The sequence below is a fragment of the Burkholderia sp. WSM2230 genome (assembly GCF_000472445.1).
Lineage (GTDB): Bacteria > Pseudomonadota > Gammaproteobacteria > Burkholderiales > Burkholderiaceae > Paraburkholderia.
In genome coordinates, this window is the sequence record NZ_AXAJ01000005.1 from 200,946 (window position 1) to 215,537 (window position 14,592).

Sequence of the window (14,592 nt, forward strand, 5' to 3'; positions counted from 1 at the left end):
CGTGGCGACATCCAAAGATAAGGCAGCAACCAGTAACGAAAGGATTCTTGCAATCGACGTTGGCGGCACCGGCTTGAAAGCGGCCATCATCAACGCAAACGGTGAGATGCAAACCGAGCGCGTACGCGTGGCGACGCCGCACCCTTGCACGCCGGAGCAACTGGTCGATGCGTTGGCCACACTCGTCGAGCCGCTCATCGCAAAGGCGCCCGCACAGTTGATGTCGATCGGCTTTCCCGGCGTGGTCCGCAACAACGTCATTCTGACGGCGCCGCATTTCGGCGTGGAAGGCTGGCGCAACTTTGCGCTTGCCGACCTGCTCGCGCAAAAACTCGGCGGCCTGCCTGTGCGCATGATCAACGACGCCGAAATGCAGGGCTTCGCTGCAATAGAAGGCAAGGGAATCGAATTCGTGCTGACGCTCGGCACTGGAGCCGGCACGGCGCTCTTTCGCGACGGCGAACTGATGCCTCATCTCGAACTCGCGCATCATCCGGTCAGCAAGAAGGGCGTGGCCTATGACGAGTACATCGGCGAAGCGGCGCGCGAGAAAGCCGGGAATAAACGCTGGAACCGGCGTGTTCACAAGGTGATCGGCATTCTCGAATCGCTCGTGAACTACGACCGGCTGTGGATCGGCGGCGGCAATGCAGCGCGCCTCCAATTCGATTTGCCCGCGAACGTGGCGACCGTTTCGAACGACGCGGGCATTGAAGGCGGGGCGCGGCTGTGGCATCCGCGGTCGGTGCGCGAAACGCGGCAGTTACCCGAAGCGAATGCACGCACGGGCAAGTTCAAATAGACCTCGACTGGCAGCGATAGCTGGAGCAAAGCATCATGATCCGAAGGGCTTACCTTGGCGCGGCATGGCGCCTTGTTTCCGTGACTGTGGGCGCGTTGCTCGCCCTCGCCGTGACGCATGCTTATGCCGCCGAGGCGTTCACGTTGACATCGCCTGGTCTGGCCGATGGCGGCACATTGCAATCGACGCACGCGGCCAGTGCCAACAATTGCGGCGGCGGCAACGTGTCGCCCGCGCTGCAATGGCGCAACGCGCCCGCGGGCACGAAGAGCTACGCCGTGACGATCTTCGACCCCGATGGCGCAAAGGGCCTTGGCATCGTGCATTGGGTGCTGTATGGCATTGCGCCTTCGGTTACCGCACTGGGCGCGGGTGCCGCGCCGCCTTCTGGCAGCGTCGCGGGAACCAACCGGACCGGCGGCCAAGGCTATTACGGGCCGTGCCCGCCGGTCGGCGACGTGCCGCATCACTATGTCGTGCAGGTGTATGCGCTCGATCTCGCGCCGGATGCGCTACCAGCCGGCCTCACCAGAGACGCGTTGCTGGCCGCGATGAAGGATCATGTGATTGCGGCCACCAGCACGGTGCTCAGATACGGGCGATGACCGCGGCACGTTGCGTCGCGCCCAGTCGCCATGCACTGCGGTGCGGCAATCAGCGCGCCGCGTCGCCCCAACGGTATTCGACGCTGGCTTCGTCGAGCTGTTCTTTCAGCTCGGCGTCCAGCTCGAATTCGGATGCCGCGAGCGTATCGCTCAGTTGCTCGGCGCGGCTCGCACCGATAATCGCCGACGTGATGAGCGGATTCGCGAGCACCCACGCAAGCGACACGCGCGTGAGCGACTCGCCGGTCGGCGCGACAATCGCTTTGAGGCGCTCGATGGTTTCGAACTCGCGTTGATGCCAGTAGCGCTCCTGATACATCGCACCCGCCTTGCCGACGCTTTCGGTGAAGCGGCCCGACGCGGGCGTTGCATCGAGCTTGTGCTTGCCGGTCAGCAAGCCGCCCGCCAGCGGGTTATACGGCATCACGGCGAGTTGCTCCTCGGCGGCGAGAGGCAGCAGTTCCCGTTCGATCTGGCGGAACAGCAGGTTGTATCGCGGCTGCACCGACACGAAGCGCGCCACGCGCAGCACGTCCGCGCGGCCGAGCGCGCGCGCGAGCCGGTACGCAAGAAAATTCGACACGCCGATATAGCGCGCCTTGCCCGAGCGCACGATCACGTCCAGCGCTTCGAGCGTTTCGTCGAGCGGCGTATTCGCATCGTCGGAATGGAGTTGATAGAGGTCCACGTAATCGGTGCCGAGGCGCTGCAGCGAGGCGTCGATTGCATCGAGCAGATGCTTGCGCGACGCGCCCTGGTCCCATGCGGAAGGGCCCATTTTGCCCACTGCCTTGGTCGCGAGAATGAAGCGGTCGCGCTTGCCCTTCAGCCAGCGCCCGACGATTTCCTCCGTGCGTCCCGCAATGTCTTCGCCGCCACCGAGCGGATAGACGTTGGCCGTATCGATGAAATTCACGCCGGCATCCGCAGCCGTGTCGAGAATGCGGCGCGAAGCGTCTTCTTCGGTTTGCAGGCCGAAGGTCATGGTGCCAAGGCACAGGCGGGAAACAGTCAGGCCGGTGCGGCCGAATTTGCGGTATTGCATACTCAACTCCGGAATTGGACGAAACGATTGCGATTGAGAACAGTTCGAAAAGCCTGCAAAGAGGATAAACGCAAAACGATAGTCGCGTTCGCGGGCGCTGCAAGGTGCATTCAAATCGTAAGCTGCATGCTTGCCCGAGTGCGGATGGCCGCTCGCGCTAGAATCGTTGCAGTCTATACGTCTGCCGCTCAGGCGGAATGCCAACGATGACACAGCCCACGCACGAAGCCGCACATCACGCAGCCAACCCGGTTGACGCCGCGCTGCTCACGCGCCGCTCGGTGCGCGCGTTTCTCCCAACGCCGGTGCCGCGCGCCGACATCGAGGCGATTCTCGAAGTGGCAAGCCGCGCGCCGTCGGGCACGAACACGCAGCCGTGGAAAGTGTATGTGCTGACGGGCGGTTCGCTCGCGCGGCTGTCGCAGGCGCTGCTTGCGGCGCACGATCATCCGCAGCGCGACGAACTGTATCGCGAGGAATATGCGTACTACCCGCGCGACTGGGTGTCGCCGTATATCGACCGCCGCCGCAAGATCGGCTGGGATCTGTACGGCCTGCTCGGTATCGGCAGGAGCGACAAGGCGCGCATGCATGAACAGCATGCGCAGAACTACCGCTTCTTCGGTGCGCCGGTGGGTCTGTTCTTTACCATCGACCGTGTGATGGAACGCGGCAGCTGGCTCGATTACGGCATGTTCCTGCAAGCCATCATGACGGCGGCGCGCGGGCGCGGCCTCGATACCTGTCCGCAGGCTGCATTCACCCCGTTTCATCGGGTGATCGCCGCGCAGCTCGGGTTCTCGGCTGAGGAGCAATTGGTGTGCGGCATGTCGCTCGGTTTCGCGGACGAAAGCGCACCGGTAAACGCGCTTCGCACTGAGCGCGAGCCGGTTGAACGATTCACGCGGTTCCTCGACTGAGCCGTCGCCATCAAACGCGCTTGTCTTTCGCGCATGCCCCCACAACCTGCATCGGAGAAAAAATAATGAAAACTTCGCGCCGCCATTTTCTATTGATGAGCGTGAGCGCCGGCTCGTCGCTCGCGCTTTCACGCGTGGCGTTCGGCGCCGGCGCGAATGCGCTCAGCGAAACTGATCCGCAAGCGCGGGCGCTCGGTTACAAGGAAGACGCGGCGAAGGTCGACAAGACCAGATATCCGCAGTACGCAGCGGACCAGAAGTGCAGCAACTGTTCGCTGTTTCAGGGCAAGGCGACCGATACGTACGGCGGCTGCACGCTGTTTGGCGACAAACAGGTTGCGGCGCGCGGATGGTGCAGCTCGTACACGAACATGTGAGCGGCGTGCCGTGGATTCGTCAGATCAACGCATCGAGCACGAGCTCGTGCGAGCGGCCAATCCATACCGCGGCGTCGCGATGATCGCGCAACGCGTCACCGGTGTTGGGATGCACGAAGATGTCGAGCGCGCCGTGATTGAGCGTGAGCCAGGCAATCAGGTCGCCGAACTGCTCGTGCGCGAACCCCAACTGATACGACCACATGGGGTGCGGCCCGACCGGGCGCTCGTGAAAGCGGCCCATTTGCAGCTTGCCCTGCCAGTGCGCTTCGATCTGCTCGCGAAAGGCCCACGCCTGGTCGCGAGTCGCCGCATCGAAATAGACATGCGCGTGCCAGCTGTGAATGGCTGAAATGTGACGTGGAGTCATGCTGTGTCCGTGAGGTGTCAGTAGTTATCCGCCATTCATTCTGCTTCAGTTTCCGCCGACGCGCGCGGCGCACGCCTCATGTGAAACTCTCTTTCATCTTCGCCCGCGATTTCGAAGCCGAGCCGCTCGTAAAGGCGCTGCGCCGGGTTGCCTTTCTGCACCTTGAGCGCGACGGGCAATGCGGCAGCGTCGGCGGCGCGCAACACCGTGCGCAGCGCGTGCTCGCCGATGCCGCGCCCTTGCAGCGCCGGCGCGATCTGCAATTGAACGACCAGCCATTCGGTATCTGTTCGATGCGCCTTGAGCAAACCGGCAGGCATGCCGTCGACACAAATCACGCGCGCCGCGTCGTAACGGTGCAGCAGACGCGCGCGATGCTCGGCGTCGTCCGTGGGTTCGCCGACACGCGCGAGGTGCCCGGTCATCGTCGCCTTGCGCAGCTCGAAGAGAAACGCTTCGTCGTCCGTGGTGGCAGGGCGCAAGCTTATCGCTGGGTGTTGATCGGGCATGTCGAGACGGTGTCGGAGGCGCGGCCCGTTAGTAATAATGGGCGCGAATTGTCACGCCGGCAGCGCTTTTTTACCATGCATCGGCTTTTGAGCGGGCGGGCTTGCACAGTGAATGGATTCCCGTCGTGGTTCGTGCGGCGGGCCAAAGTCACGCGCACGGTTGCGGTTTTACCCGCGATGCATCAGGCGCCGCCGATGCTTGCCGCTTGCGCGCCGCGTCGCCAGCACGTTGTATCGCGCGCGCCTGAAGCCGAGTGCAGCGCGCTTCACGTCCATTGGCATGTGCCTTGCTTTTGTCCTACCCGCGAATCGATACGCGCGCAGGTCCGGGACCTCGCGGCGCGACACGCCGAGACCCATAAAACGGTATGAAACGCCACCAACGGCGCTAGTTGGCCACGACGAACAATGCTGAATACGAAGCCACACATTCTGACGCGCGCAATAGACGGCGACGTGACGACGCCTGTGTTCTATCCCGACACAGGCTGTCTGCGTTTCGCCGATTCGCGCGGTGTGGTGTGCGACGAATTGCGGCCGCCGCATTCCTGGTTTGCGATTGCGTCCGCGTCGCGCGGAGTGCGCGGCGGGACACACGCGATGTCCGCTGGTTTGAGTACGCTATTGCATGACTTCTGTGTGAAACGGTCGCGCCGGTTGAGCAACGCGCCGCGCACGACGGCGCTCACGCACGCGTGTGCGTTTTCGTCGACGCGCCCATTAAATCACGCAGACATGCACGCGCTCTCACGTTCGCTTAGGATGGATGTAATGGCCGCGCAGTAGCGGATTCATCAGCGGAAAGCGCCATGCGGGCTTGTGTGTCTATTCAGTTTTGTTCGGTGTCGTTCGTTGAACAGGGCGGACGGCATAACCAACTTTGCGAGGTGGGCCATGGAGATTATCGAGCTTGAACCTAGCGTCTCGGCAGACGGGCGCGCGGTGATTTTCCAGCTTTCGGCGCGAGGACGGGACCTTGAATGCGCCGTCACGCGTGAAGCGCTGGAGCAGCATTTCTGGCTGCAACGCGGTGCCGCCGAAGACCGCATGCTGAAGACGTTCGCCGATGGCCGCAAACGCATCACCGCCGTAGCCGAAAGAAAGATGCTGGCGCGGCCGGGCGAAAAAGTCCTGCTGACCATCAGCGACTTTGCCGCGCGCTGATGTCGCGCCGATGTCGATTAATGCGTGCGCACACAGCGTCGGCATGACGTTGTGTGCGCTTTCGTTGTGTCGTCTCGTGTTGCGTTGAGTTTGCGCGGCGGCGCGTGGTCGCCGCAGTCGCATTGCTGCCTGCTTGCCCGTCTCGCGGTTCTTCTCCTGCAGTGCTCTCCCACATGCGTCCCCGATTGTTACGCCCATTCGTCAAACAGGCGTGGCAAATCCCTTCCTTTTGCCCAATTGCATGAGCGCTCGCTCGAATAAACTGTTTTCCATGGAGCGACAAATCACCGAGCCCATCGATGCGGTCTTCCCCCCGCGTCGTTTTGAACCGTACCGTTGATGGCAGTTCGCCGTGGTGGTCGACGCGGCAGTGCAGTAAGCAACATGAAGTAGAAGCAACGTAATTGGCGCAGTAGCAGGTGAAGCAGCAGCAAATCGTTTTTCGCAGTTTTTGCAGTCCGAGCAGTTGGTTGAACCAGCAACAGCGTTTTTGCAGTAGCAGCAGTAACCGCATTCGCAGTAGCAGTTGACGTCGCAACCAAAGTCTTCGCAGTGGCAGTAAAGCTGACAACAAAGTTTTTTTCGCAGCAGCAACAACAGAAGCAGCAAAAGCTCTATCGGTTTCGATGGCTACAGGTCGGCGAGCATCCACGCGCGAGCACGACTCTTCCATCCTGTCCGGCCCTGTTCTCTCGCGGGAACAGGGCTTTTTTTTGTCGGTGCGGTGCACGACCGGGAATTTCGCCGCTTAAGTCGGTCTTAATAAAGGCTTGCCATCATGCTTACACAGACTCACATTAGAGGCTGTCGAGCCGCCGGCGCATCGGCGGCATTCGTCGCCGGAAAATCGTACCGATCTGGCGATGAAGCCGGGAGTTAGCGAAGGAGGTTGAACGTATGTCCAGTAAATCGCGAGTCCGCAAATACAATTCGCCGGCCATGTCGCCGCTCTTGCGTGCGCTGACCCATAGCCGTACCGCACACGAGCCGGTCACCGCCACGCTGATCCTGCAGTGCTATGCGGCGCTCGACGCATTCCGGCGCGGCCACGGCTCGCGCGATCTGCACATGACGTTGAGCCGGCATTTGTTGGTGTCGCAGGAACTCGCGCGTCTTGGTCTCGGCGAAGATGTACTCGACGACATCCAGCGCGGGCACGCCGCGATGGTTCATCTCGACGAACGCGAGCAGCGGACCGGCGCCTGGACGCTGAGCGAAGACGAATATTCACGCCTGTGCGCGGCACTGGCGATCCTCGACGGGCAACTTGCGGTTGCCTCGTTGAGCGAGATTGCGAACGCGCAGGCGCGCATGATCGAAGGCTTGATGCGCTCCGCGCGCACGAACGCGATTGCCGACGCGGTGCTGTGAGCTCGGCTCGCTCAAGATGATCAAACGCCCCACATGGGGCGTTTTTTTGCGCGGCGGGTTAATTGTTGTATTGCGTCACGGCGTAGTACCCGATTCCCTGCTGACTACCGCCGAGTTCAACGGCGCGCGACGCACCCGACGTCAACGCGGGGAACGGGCAATTGGTACATGTACGCGCACCGAACGAATCAATGCCCGCGCTGACCGTGGTCTGATATTGCCCAAGCGTCGTGTTGTTCGGCTTGCCGACCGCAAAGCCGTCGATCTCGCCGCTCGCGCCCGCCAGCGTCAGCCCGGACGCCTGGATCTGCACCGAATTCACCGGATAAGCCACGTTCTGTCCATTGACGAGACCCGACCAGCTCACGCTCATCGCGTACTGAATGCTGGCGAGCGATCCGCCAGGCGTGAGAAATTGCGTCGTGAAATCCGACAGCAAGGACGGCCACGAGACTGTCGCGCCCGCCGCCGCGCCGAGCGGGCTGCCCGGATTCATCACCTGCGACTGGCCGAGCTTCGCGCCGTTGCTGTCGTAGAACGTGACCGTGTAGGTTGCATAGAGCTGGACCGTGCTGACGTCGACAGCTTGCGCCGCGTACACGCCGCTTGAAGTGGGCGGCGCAAAGCTTGCCGTCGACGACAGCGATTGCCACGACCAGCGATACATGGACGTGCCGCTTGCACTCATAGCCGGCGACACTGGCGCGGCGCTCAACGCGGTATCGGCGAGGGCAAGGGTGCTGTTGCCCGTGGCGCTGCGCGGCAGCAGCCAAACCGGCGCGGCGAGCCCCGGACCGCTGACGGATGCGGAGTACACGCCTGGGTTCGTCGACGTCGGAATCGTGATGTCGAGCCCGGACTCGTAGCGGTTCACATCGTTGAGCCGGATGTCAAGAAACGTGCGGCGCTGAATCCGCGAATTGATCGACACCGCGAATTGCGACTGATTGCCGACCAGGTCCCAGGCGAGCTGCGTGCCGTTAGCCAGCGCGACCGGCGCTGCCATTTGCTGCGCGATGCTGTAGACAGCGGCTGCCGTGCCGTCCGCGAGCGTGAACGGAATCTGCACGAGCGCTTGCTGCTTGCCGTTGCGCGTGAAGAAGGCGAGGGTTTTTGGCGAACCGAAACGCGCGCCGGTCAGCCATGCGTCGGACAAGCCGTGGCCGACTGCAAGGTCGCTCGAACCGTTCTCGAGAAAAGTTGCATCGATGGCGGGCGAGCACGACGTATTCAGCGTGCCCGTCGCGGCGCACGCCGTCAGCAGCGACGCGAGCGGTTCCAGATAATTGGCCGCGGCCGATGGCGCGGCGAGTTTCGTCGATAGCCCGGTCTGCTTGTTCAATGCGATGGTCATGCCCGGCGCGGCATTCGAAACGAGCAGCAAGCCGCCGTTGGCGCCGGCGACGAGCGACACGGTGTCGATGACCGCGTCGGCGCCCGTGTGATTCGGCGTGAACGCCGTGCCGACAGGATTGAAGCCGGCTGCCTGAACGCCGTTCGCCGCAAGGACGTCCGCGAGGATTGCGTCGAGCGTGATGATCGCAATCTGAACCGACGACAGTGTGACTTTCGCGAGCGCGGTGCTCGATGCGAGATCGGACGGATTACCCGAGGCCGTCAGCATCGCGGCGATTGCGGTGGTCAGCGTGGTGATGTTGGCGACGGCGGGCGCGGTTCCGTTGGGCAGCTTCGCGAGCACCGAGACGAGCGGGCTCGAAAGGCCGCTAGCGTCGGTTGCGCTGAGCAGGAACGGCGCGGTCATGCCTTTGATTGCGAGCGTGTAGGCGCCCTGCGCGTCCGTGGTAGCAGTGGCTTGCGCCCCGGTGGCGTCCATCAAGGTCACGCTCGCGCCGACCCACGCACTGCCGCTCGCCACCGTGCCGGTCACGGAAGTCGGCGTCACAGTTTGCGTGGTCGACGAGCCGGACGCTGAGCCCGAACCGCCGCCGCCGCACCCGCCCAGTTGAAGGAAAGCAAAAGCCACGGCGGCCGCAATGGCGCTGCGCGCTGACACTCGATGCATGTATTTCCCCGATGATGTGATTTGTTTTGTTTTGAAACCGGCTGGTTATGCCGGTATGAGTTTTTGAATTCGCGTTTCTGCCCCGATGAATCGTGCAAGTCTTCTGTGTTTTATCGCGGCTCTCGGCGCGTTGGGAGAATACTTGAATCCGCGCAATTGTGCCGCGCGTCAAATGGAAATCCGCATGCCGCGAAGCGGTTACGAGTCCTCGTAAAACCGCGTGACTAAGCGCGGATTAATCGCCGCAGCAGCTTTACCGGACCGATCTGCGCTTGTTAGACTGGCTTTTCGCGCCCACGCTGGGCGCCATCAATCCCTGCTGTACGACTGCCGGGCTACCGGTCCGCAGCGTAATGATTGGAGACACCATGTCTTATATGCTGCTGATCGTCGAGCCCCCGGAACAACGCGCCGAGCGTGGCGAGGCAAAGGGCCGCGAAGTCTACGACCAGATGGTGCGCTTCGCCGCCGACCTCAAGGAGCGCGGCAAACTGCTGGCGGCCGAGGCGCTGACTTCATCAAACGACGCCGTGCGCGTCCAGGTCCGCGGCGGCCAGCCGAAACTGCTCGACGGGCCGTTCGCCGAAGCAAAAGAAATGATCGGCGGCTTCTACCTGCTCAACTGCGATTCACGCGAAGAAGCCGTGGCCATTGCGCAAGCCTGTCCGGCGGCGACATGGTGCACCGTCGAAGTACGCAAGCTCGGCCCGTGCTTCATGTAAGCGAGGGATTCTTTTTGCTCGGGGTTTTCCCCAGGCGGCGCGACCTATTTGTCGAATCGCTTCTGCATTGCCCGTCGTGTGAGTAAGAGCGGCCAACGCGCCGCGCTCAATCTCAACACTCACGACAAACGGAGTAACGGCGATGCGATTCATGATCCTGGTTAAAGCGACTGCCGCAAGCGAAGCGGGCGAAATGCCCGAAGCGTCCTTGATGGCCGCAATGGGCGCATATCACGAAGAACTCGCGAAAGCCGGCGTCTTGCTCGACGCCACCGGCTTGCAGCCGAGCTCGAAAGGATGGCGCGTTCGCTACAGCGGCGGCCAGCGCTCGGTGATCGACGGCCCGTTCGCGGAAACCAAGGAGCTGATCGCCGGTTACACGCTGATCCAGGTGCGATCGCGCGAAGAAGCGATGGAATGGGCGCGGCGTTTTCCCGCGCCGTTCGGCGAATACGCCGATGGCGAAATCGAAGTGCGGCAACTCTTCGAACTGGAGGACTTTGAGCCGAGCCCGGAACTGGAGCGTTTCCGCGAGCTTGAAGCGGGTCGTCGCTGATTTGCCGCCAACCGATTATTGGATTTAATCATGCACAAACAAATCTTCGTGAATCTCGCCGTCGGCAATCTCGAACGATCGAAGGCATTTTTCAGCTCGCTCGGTTTCCGCTTCGATCCGCAATTCACTAACGAGCAGGCGGCGTGTTTGGTCCTCGGTGAGAATCTTTACGCGATGCTGCTGGTGAAAGATCTCTTCAAGTCGTTCACGCGCAAATCGCTTTGTGATCCGAAGGAAAGTACGGAAGCGCTCGTAGGCCTGTCTTGCGAAAGCCGCGGCGAAGTCGACGCGCTGGTCGCAAAAGCGGTCGCCGCGGGCGGCAGCGTGCCGCGCGCGCCGCAGGACTACGGCTTCATGTACGGCCACGGGTTTGAAGACATCGACGGCCATATCTGGGAACTGATCTATATGGACCCGAACGCCAAGGCGGCGGGCTGACCCTGTGACGAAACTGGCCACTCATCGTGCTATCGAGGCTGTCTGGCGGATCGAGTCCGCCAAGGTCATCGCCCACGTCGCGCGGATGGTGCGCGACGTCGGGCTTGCCGAAGAACTGGCGCAAGACGCGCTGGTCTCGGCGCTCGAGCACTGGCCCGACGCGGGCGTACCCGACAATCCCGGAGCGTGGCTGATGGCGACCGCAAAAAATCGCGCGCTCGACCGCTTGCGGCAGGAAGCGCTGCACGCACGTAAGCGCCAGGAACTCGGCCACGACATGGACGCGCTCGAGGCCCATCTCGTGCCCGATTTCGTGGATGCACTCGACGCCGCGCGTGCCGACGACATCGGCGACGACCTGCTGCGGCTCGTGTTCACCGCCTGTCATCCGGTGTTGTCGACGGACGCCCGCGTCGCGCTCACGCTGCGCCTGCTCGGCGGCCTGACGACCGACGAAATCGCGCGCGCGTTCCTCGTGCCCGAGCCGACCATCGCGCAACGAATCGTGCGGGCGAAGCGCACGCTGTCGGCGGCGAAGGTGCCGTTCGAGGTGCCGCAGGCCGAGGCGCGCGCGCCGAGGCTCGCGTCGGTGTTGCAAGTGATCTATCTGATTTTCAACGAAGGATATTCCGCAACGGCCGGCGACGACTGGATGCGTCCGGCGCTCTGCGAGGAAGCGCTGCGGCTTGGGCGCGTGCTGAGCGGCCTGGTGCCCGACGAAAGCGAAGTGCACGGCCTCGTCGCGTTAATGGAGATTCAGGCTTCGCGCATGCACGCGCGCACCGACGCGCAGGGGCGCCCGGTGCTGTTGCTCGACCAGGATCGTAGCCGGTGGAACCCGCTTCTGATTCGCCGCGGGCTGGCCGCGCTCAGCACGGCGCACGCGTTGGGCGGCGCGAGCGGGCCGTATGCGTTGCAAGCGGCGCTGGCTGCGTGTCATGCACGCGCGCATCAGGCGGAAGAGACGGATTGGGCGCAGATTGTCGCGCTGTACGACGCGCTGGCGCAGGTGGCGCCTTCGCCGGTTGTCGAATTGAACCGCGCGGTCGCGGTGGGCATGGCATTCGGGCCGGCGGCTGGACTTGAAATCGTGGATGCACTCGCCGCCGATGCCACGCTCGCGAACTATCACTGGCTGCCGAGCGTGCGTGGCGATCTGCTCGCCAAGCTCGGTCGCATGGATGAAGCGCGTGCGGAGTTCCAACGCGCTGCCGCGATGACGCGCAATGCACGCGAACGCGAGTTGCTGCTTGAACGCGCGCGGTCAGTGATGCAGTAGGCCCCGGCCAGTTTGTGCGCATAAACTCGCCGCGCGCCGGGCTGGCGCGCGGCAACCGGCATGGACCAGCGAGCGTCCTGCGAAAGCCGTTACCGAACGAGTTGGCGCACACCCAGCGCGATAATCACGCCGCCGCACACGCGGTCGACCCATGCCTTGCTGCGCCGATATGCCGACGCGATGCGCACATGCGACAAGGTTAGCGCGACAAAGCCATACCAGCTGCTTGCCACGACGAACACCATGCCGAGCATCGCGAGAAAGGTGCCGACGCTCTCATGCGGCGGCGCCGCCGACGAAAACACTGCGGCAAAAAAGGCAACCGACTTCGGATTCGCAATATTGGTCGCGAAGCCTTGCGCAAACGCCTGACGGATGCTGCCGGCGGGTGCTTGAATTGTCTGCTGGGGCTTGCCTGCCGAAGCTTTGAAGATCAGCCGCCCGCCGAACCACAGCAGATAAGCCGCGCCTGCCACCTTCACGGCAAACGCGAGCCAGGGGAACGCTGCAAACACAATGCCGACACCCAGAATCGCGCAACTCGCCCAAAAGAGATTGACGAGCACAATGCCCGCCACTACCCCGAGCGCTTCGACGCGCGTGGCCGACGCCGCCTTGTGCGCGACCGCGACGAAGTTCGGGCCGGGAATCACCACGCCGGCCACATATACGGACAACACGCCGAGAACGGCTGCACTATCAACCACGCCAGGCTCCTATCAAGCTGAGAAAAAGGCGAGTGCGCCGGTCGCGACGCCCGCCAGCGCGACCACAAAAGAAACGTTGCGAAGCCACTTCTTGCGCGTCAGCAAGGTGATTGCGCACAACGCAATGGCGACCTGAATCAGCGTGGTGGCCTGCGCCCAGCGATGGTGACCATGCAGCAGCGCTTCGCTTTTCCCGTCGTTGTCGAGCACTTCTTTTTCGATTGCTTCGGCTTTCGCGCGAATCGGCTCTTTCTGCTGCTTGTATTTGTCCACGTCGGCGACAAATTTTGCGTGCGCCTCGGAATTATCGGTAGACAGCGCCGCGCCGAGTTCGGCAAGGTTCTGTTTCTCGCCCTTGGCCTGGTAGTAGCTCCATTGATTCGCCGCTTCGGTCTTTTTGATCGCGGCCTCGTTCTTGTAGTAGAGCGCGAGGTTTTCGCTATTCCCGCTTTGATAGGCGCACAGCGCGCCGATTGTCGCGAGCACTGCCGTGATGACGGCCATGCGGCTCCCGAAGGAGTCCGCGTCGTGGTGGCCGGCGTGCTGCACCGCGTGGTCGTGCGGACCATGCACTTCATACTCTTCAGACATCAGATTCTCCGAGGCAAACTCTCTTGTCGTGTCCGGGCGTCGCGTGTGCCCGGTGGCCTCAATATTAGCGTGTGATGCGGTGTGCCTGAAAAAGCGTGAGTTCGGCGGGGCGCGACGGCGCTTCGATTCAGGTGCGATGGCCCATCCATAGCAAGAGGAGCGAGAGCGTGACGACGGAGCCGAGCGTCGACAGCAAAATGGTCCGCGACGTGATGTGCGCTTCGCGCTCATAGAACTCGGCCAGCATGAACGGGCCCGTGCCGGTCGGAAGCGCGGCCAGCACCACGGCCATTTCGACGAGCGCCGGCGACAGCCCGAAGACGCGCGCGGCGAGCCACCATGTCAGCGCCGGCTGCACGATCAGCTTGACGAACGTTAGCAGCCACGCAATGCCGCGCGTGCCGGACTCGGACGGACGCTTTTCCGCGAGAAATAGGCCGAGGCTCACCAACGCGCACGGACTGGCGGCGCCGCTCAGCAGCTTCAGAAACGTCTCCGCGCTAGCTGGCAGCGCCACGTGCGTGCTTGCAAACAGCGCGCCTGCAATGGGCGACACGATCAGCGGATTGCGCGCCAGCGAGCCCAGCACTTTCAGGCCGAGCTTGTGCGGGGCGCGTTCCGTCTGCAGGCCGATTTCGATCAACACAATGGCGCCCGCGAACAGCACGCACGCCACCAGTATTGTCGCGATGGTGGTGGGCGTGAGGCTCGCCTGACCGAACGCGATCATGCCGAGCGGAAAGCCGATGTAGCCCGTATTCGGATAGGACGCGGCGATGGCGTCGACACTTGCGTCGGCGAGATGGCGTCCGTTGAGCAGGCGCAGGACGAGAATCAGCGCGAAGATCCCCGCGCACGCCAGCGAAAACGTGACGACAAACGCCGGCTGATACAACTGCTCCCACGTGGCGCGCGCCATGGTGTCGAAGAGCAGCGCGGGCAGCGCCAGCCAGACCACGAAGCGATTGAGTTCCGATGCCGAGTTCGGCCCCAGCACGCCGCGCCGACGGCAAGCAAAGCCCGCGAATATGAGGCCGAAGACGGGAAGCAGAATCTCGAAAGTGGCTAACATCGGTATGAAACGCGCCGGCAACACGGCGCGCGGAGGAATGG

The 14,592-nt window shown here is 62.9% G+C and carries 17 protein-coding genes; 10 read left to right on the forward strand and 7 right to left on the reverse strand.

All coding sequences use genetic code 11. From position 1 onward, the window contains the following. The first annotated feature begins 1 nt into the window (after position 1). Both A3AC_RS0112755 and A3AC_RS0112760 read left to right on the forward strand, forming a co-directional pair. Positions 2–802 carry an ROK family protein gene (locus A3AC_RS0112755; RefSeq protein WP_025599277.1) on the forward strand — a complete coding sequence of 267 codons (801 nt, stop codon included), beginning with the start codon at positions 2–4 and terminating at the stop codon, positions 800–802. Between the two features lie 35 nt (positions 803–837). Beyond that, on the forward strand, positions 838–1,407 hold the full coding sequence (locus tag A3AC_RS0112760) for a YbhB/YbcL family Raf kinase inhibitor-like protein (RefSeq protein WP_025599278.1): 570 nt from the start codon (positions 838–840) through the stop codon (positions 1,405–1,407). Positions 1,408–1,456: 49 nt separating this feature from the next. Here A3AC_RS0112760 and A3AC_RS0112765 read toward each other — a convergent pair whose 3' ends face one another. Next, positions 1,457–2,452 carry an aldo/keto reductase gene (locus A3AC_RS0112765; RefSeq protein ID WP_025599280.1) on the reverse strand — a complete coding sequence of 332 codons (996 nt, stop codon included), beginning with the start codon at positions 2,450–2,452 and terminating at the stop codon, positions 1,457–1,459. A 206-nt stretch (positions 2,453–2,658) separates the two neighbouring features. Here A3AC_RS0112765 and A3AC_RS0112770 point away from each other — a divergent pair, with 206 nt between their 5' ends. Both A3AC_RS0112770 and A3AC_RS0112775 read left to right on the forward strand, forming a co-directional pair. After that, complete coding sequence (locus A3AC_RS0112770; protein ID WP_025599282.1) at positions 2,659–3,372, forward strand: nitroreductase; 714 nt, start codon at positions 2,659–2,661, stop codon at positions 3,370–3,372. 65 nt (positions 3,373–3,437) lie between these two features. Further along, positions 3,438–3,749 (forward strand): high-potential iron-sulfur protein, encoded by a 312-nt coding sequence (locus A3AC_RS0112775; RefSeq protein ID WP_025599283.1) that lies wholly within the window; start codon positions 3,438–3,440, stop codon positions 3,747–3,749. A 19-nt stretch (positions 3,750–3,768) separates the two neighbouring features. Here A3AC_RS0112775 and A3AC_RS0112780 read toward each other — a convergent pair whose 3' ends face one another. Both A3AC_RS0112780 and A3AC_RS0112785 read right to left on the reverse strand, forming a co-directional pair. After that, on the reverse strand, positions 3,769–4,119 hold the full coding sequence (locus tag A3AC_RS0112780) for a DOPA 4,5-dioxygenase family protein (protein WP_025599284.1): 351 nt from the start codon (positions 4,117–4,119) through the stop codon (positions 3,769–3,771). A 35-nt stretch (positions 4,120–4,154) separates the two neighbouring features. Continuing rightward, on the reverse strand, positions 4,155–4,628 hold the full coding sequence (locus A3AC_RS0112785) for a GNAT family N-acetyltransferase (protein WP_025599285.1): 474 nt from the start codon (positions 4,626–4,628) through the stop codon (positions 4,155–4,157). A gap of 894 nt (positions 4,629–5,522) precedes the next feature. On the opposite strand from A3AC_RS0112785, the gene A3AC_RS0112800 reads away from it, so the two are divergent. Together A3AC_RS0112800 and A3AC_RS0112805 are read left to right on the forward strand one after the other, a co-directional pair. Next, a complete protein-coding gene (locus tag A3AC_RS0112800; RefSeq protein WP_013342254.1) occupies positions 5,523–5,792 on the forward strand; it encodes a DUF1488 domain-containing protein in 270 nt (89 codons plus the stop codon). 897 nt (positions 5,793–6,689) lie between these two features. After that, positions 6,690–7,163, forward strand: a complete 474-nt coding sequence (locus tag A3AC_RS0112805; protein ID WP_025599289.1) for a hypothetical protein — start codon at positions 6,690–6,692, stop codon at positions 7,161–7,163. Between the two features lie 58 nt (positions 7,164–7,221). Here the strand turns inward: A3AC_RS0112805 and A3AC_RS0112810 are convergent, their stop codons facing one another. Further along, positions 7,222–9,147 carry a hypothetical protein gene (locus A3AC_RS0112810; protein ID WP_232231935.1) on the reverse strand — a complete coding sequence of 642 codons (1,926 nt, stop codon included), beginning with the start codon at positions 9,145–9,147 and terminating at the stop codon, positions 7,222–7,224. 407 nt (positions 9,148–9,554) lie between these two features. Between A3AC_RS0112810 and A3AC_RS0112815 the strand changes: the two genes are divergently transcribed. The 4 genes from A3AC_RS0112815 to A3AC_RS0112830 all read left to right on the forward strand — a co-directional run bounded on the left by A3AC_RS0112815 (position 9,555) and on the right by A3AC_RS0112830 (position 12,181). Then, a complete protein-coding gene (locus A3AC_RS0112815) occupies positions 9,555–9,908 on the forward strand; it encodes a YciI family protein (protein ID WP_025599292.1) in 354 nt (117 codons plus the stop codon). A gap of 142 nt (positions 9,909–10,050) precedes the next feature. Next, complete coding sequence (locus A3AC_RS0112820) at positions 10,051–10,464, forward strand: YciI family protein (protein ID WP_025599293.1); 414 nt, start codon at positions 10,051–10,053, stop codon at positions 10,462–10,464. 30 nt (positions 10,465–10,494) lie between these two features. Continuing rightward, positions 10,495–10,902, forward strand: coding sequence for a VOC family protein (locus tag A3AC_RS0112825; RefSeq protein ID WP_025599294.1), 408 nt, complete (start codon positions 10,495–10,497; stop codon positions 10,900–10,902). A gap of 4 nt (positions 10,903–10,906) precedes the next feature. Further along, a complete protein-coding gene (locus A3AC_RS0112830; RefSeq protein ID WP_025599296.1) occupies positions 10,907–12,181 on the forward strand; it encodes an RNA polymerase sigma factor in 1,275 nt (424 codons plus the stop codon). A gap of 89 nt (positions 12,182–12,270) precedes the next feature. Here A3AC_RS0112830 and A3AC_RS0112835 read toward each other — a convergent pair whose 3' ends face one another. From A3AC_RS0112835 to A3AC_RS0112845, 3 genes are all read right to left on the reverse strand, one after another. Continuing rightward, entirely contained in the window at positions 12,271–12,888 is a 618-nt protein-coding gene (locus A3AC_RS0112835) for a LysE family translocator (RefSeq protein WP_025599297.1), read from the reverse strand. A 12-nt stretch (positions 12,889–12,900) separates the two neighbouring features. Continuing rightward, positions 12,901–13,479, reverse strand: a complete 579-nt coding sequence (locus A3AC_RS0112840) for a DUF4337 domain-containing protein (RefSeq protein WP_025599298.1) — start codon at positions 13,477–13,479, stop codon at positions 12,901–12,903. Positions 13,480–13,606: 127 nt separating this feature from the next. Next, the gene (locus A3AC_RS0112845; protein ID WP_025599299.1) at positions 13,607–14,551 is read right to left on the reverse strand and encodes an AEC family transporter; all 945 of its coding nucleotides are present in this window, start codon (positions 14,549–14,551) and stop codon (positions 13,607–13,609) included. Positions 14,552–14,592 lie beyond the last annotated feature (41 nt).

Bases quoted from the DNA above. Each gene is read 5' to 3' on its own strand.
- A3AC_RS0112780 (WP_025599284.1), bottom strand. From the start codon at position 4,119: ATGACTCCACGTCACATTTCAGCCATTCACAGCTGGCACGCGCATGTC.
- A3AC_RS0112765 (WP_025599280.1), bottom strand. From the start codon at position 2,452: ATGCAATACCGCAAATTCGGCCGCACCGGCCTGACTGTTTCCCGCCTG.
- A3AC_RS0112770 (WP_025599282.1), top strand. From the start codon at position 2,659: ATGACACAGCCCACGCACGAAGCCGCACATCACGCAGCCAACCCGGTT.
- A3AC_RS0112845 (WP_025599299.1), bottom strand. From the start codon at position 14,551: ATGTTAGCCACTTTCGAGATTCTGCTTCCCGTCTTCGGCCTCATATTC.
- A3AC_RS0112760 (WP_025599278.1), top strand. From the start codon at position 838: ATGATCCGAAGGGCTTACCTTGGCGCGGCATGGCGCCTTGTTTCCGTG.
- A3AC_RS0112785 (WP_025599285.1), bottom strand. From the start codon at position 4,628: ATGCCCGATCAACACCCAGCGATAAGCTTGCGCCCTGCCACCACGGAC.
- A3AC_RS0112775 (WP_025599283.1), top strand. From the start codon at position 3,438: ATGAAAACTTCGCGCCGCCATTTTCTATTGATGAGCGTGAGCGCCGGC.
- A3AC_RS0112805 (WP_025599289.1), top strand. From the start codon at position 6,690: ATGTCCAGTAAATCGCGAGTCCGCAAATACAATTCGCCGGCCATGTCG.
- A3AC_RS0112815 (WP_025599292.1), top strand. From the start codon at position 9,555: ATGTCTTATATGCTGCTGATCGTCGAGCCCCCGGAACAACGCGCCGAG.
- A3AC_RS0112825 (WP_025599294.1), top strand. From the start codon at position 10,495: ATGCACAAACAAATCTTCGTGAATCTCGCCGTCGGCAATCTCGAACGA.
- A3AC_RS0112840 (WP_025599298.1), bottom strand. From the start codon at position 13,479: ATGTCTGAAGAGTATGAAGTGCATGGTCCGCACGACCACGCGGTGCAG.
- A3AC_RS0112820 (WP_025599293.1), top strand. From the start codon at position 10,051: ATGCGATTCATGATCCTGGTTAAAGCGACTGCCGCAAGCGAAGCGGGC.
- A3AC_RS0112800 (WP_013342254.1), top strand. From the start codon at position 5,523: ATGGAGATTATCGAGCTTGAACCTAGCGTCTCGGCAGACGGGCGCGCG.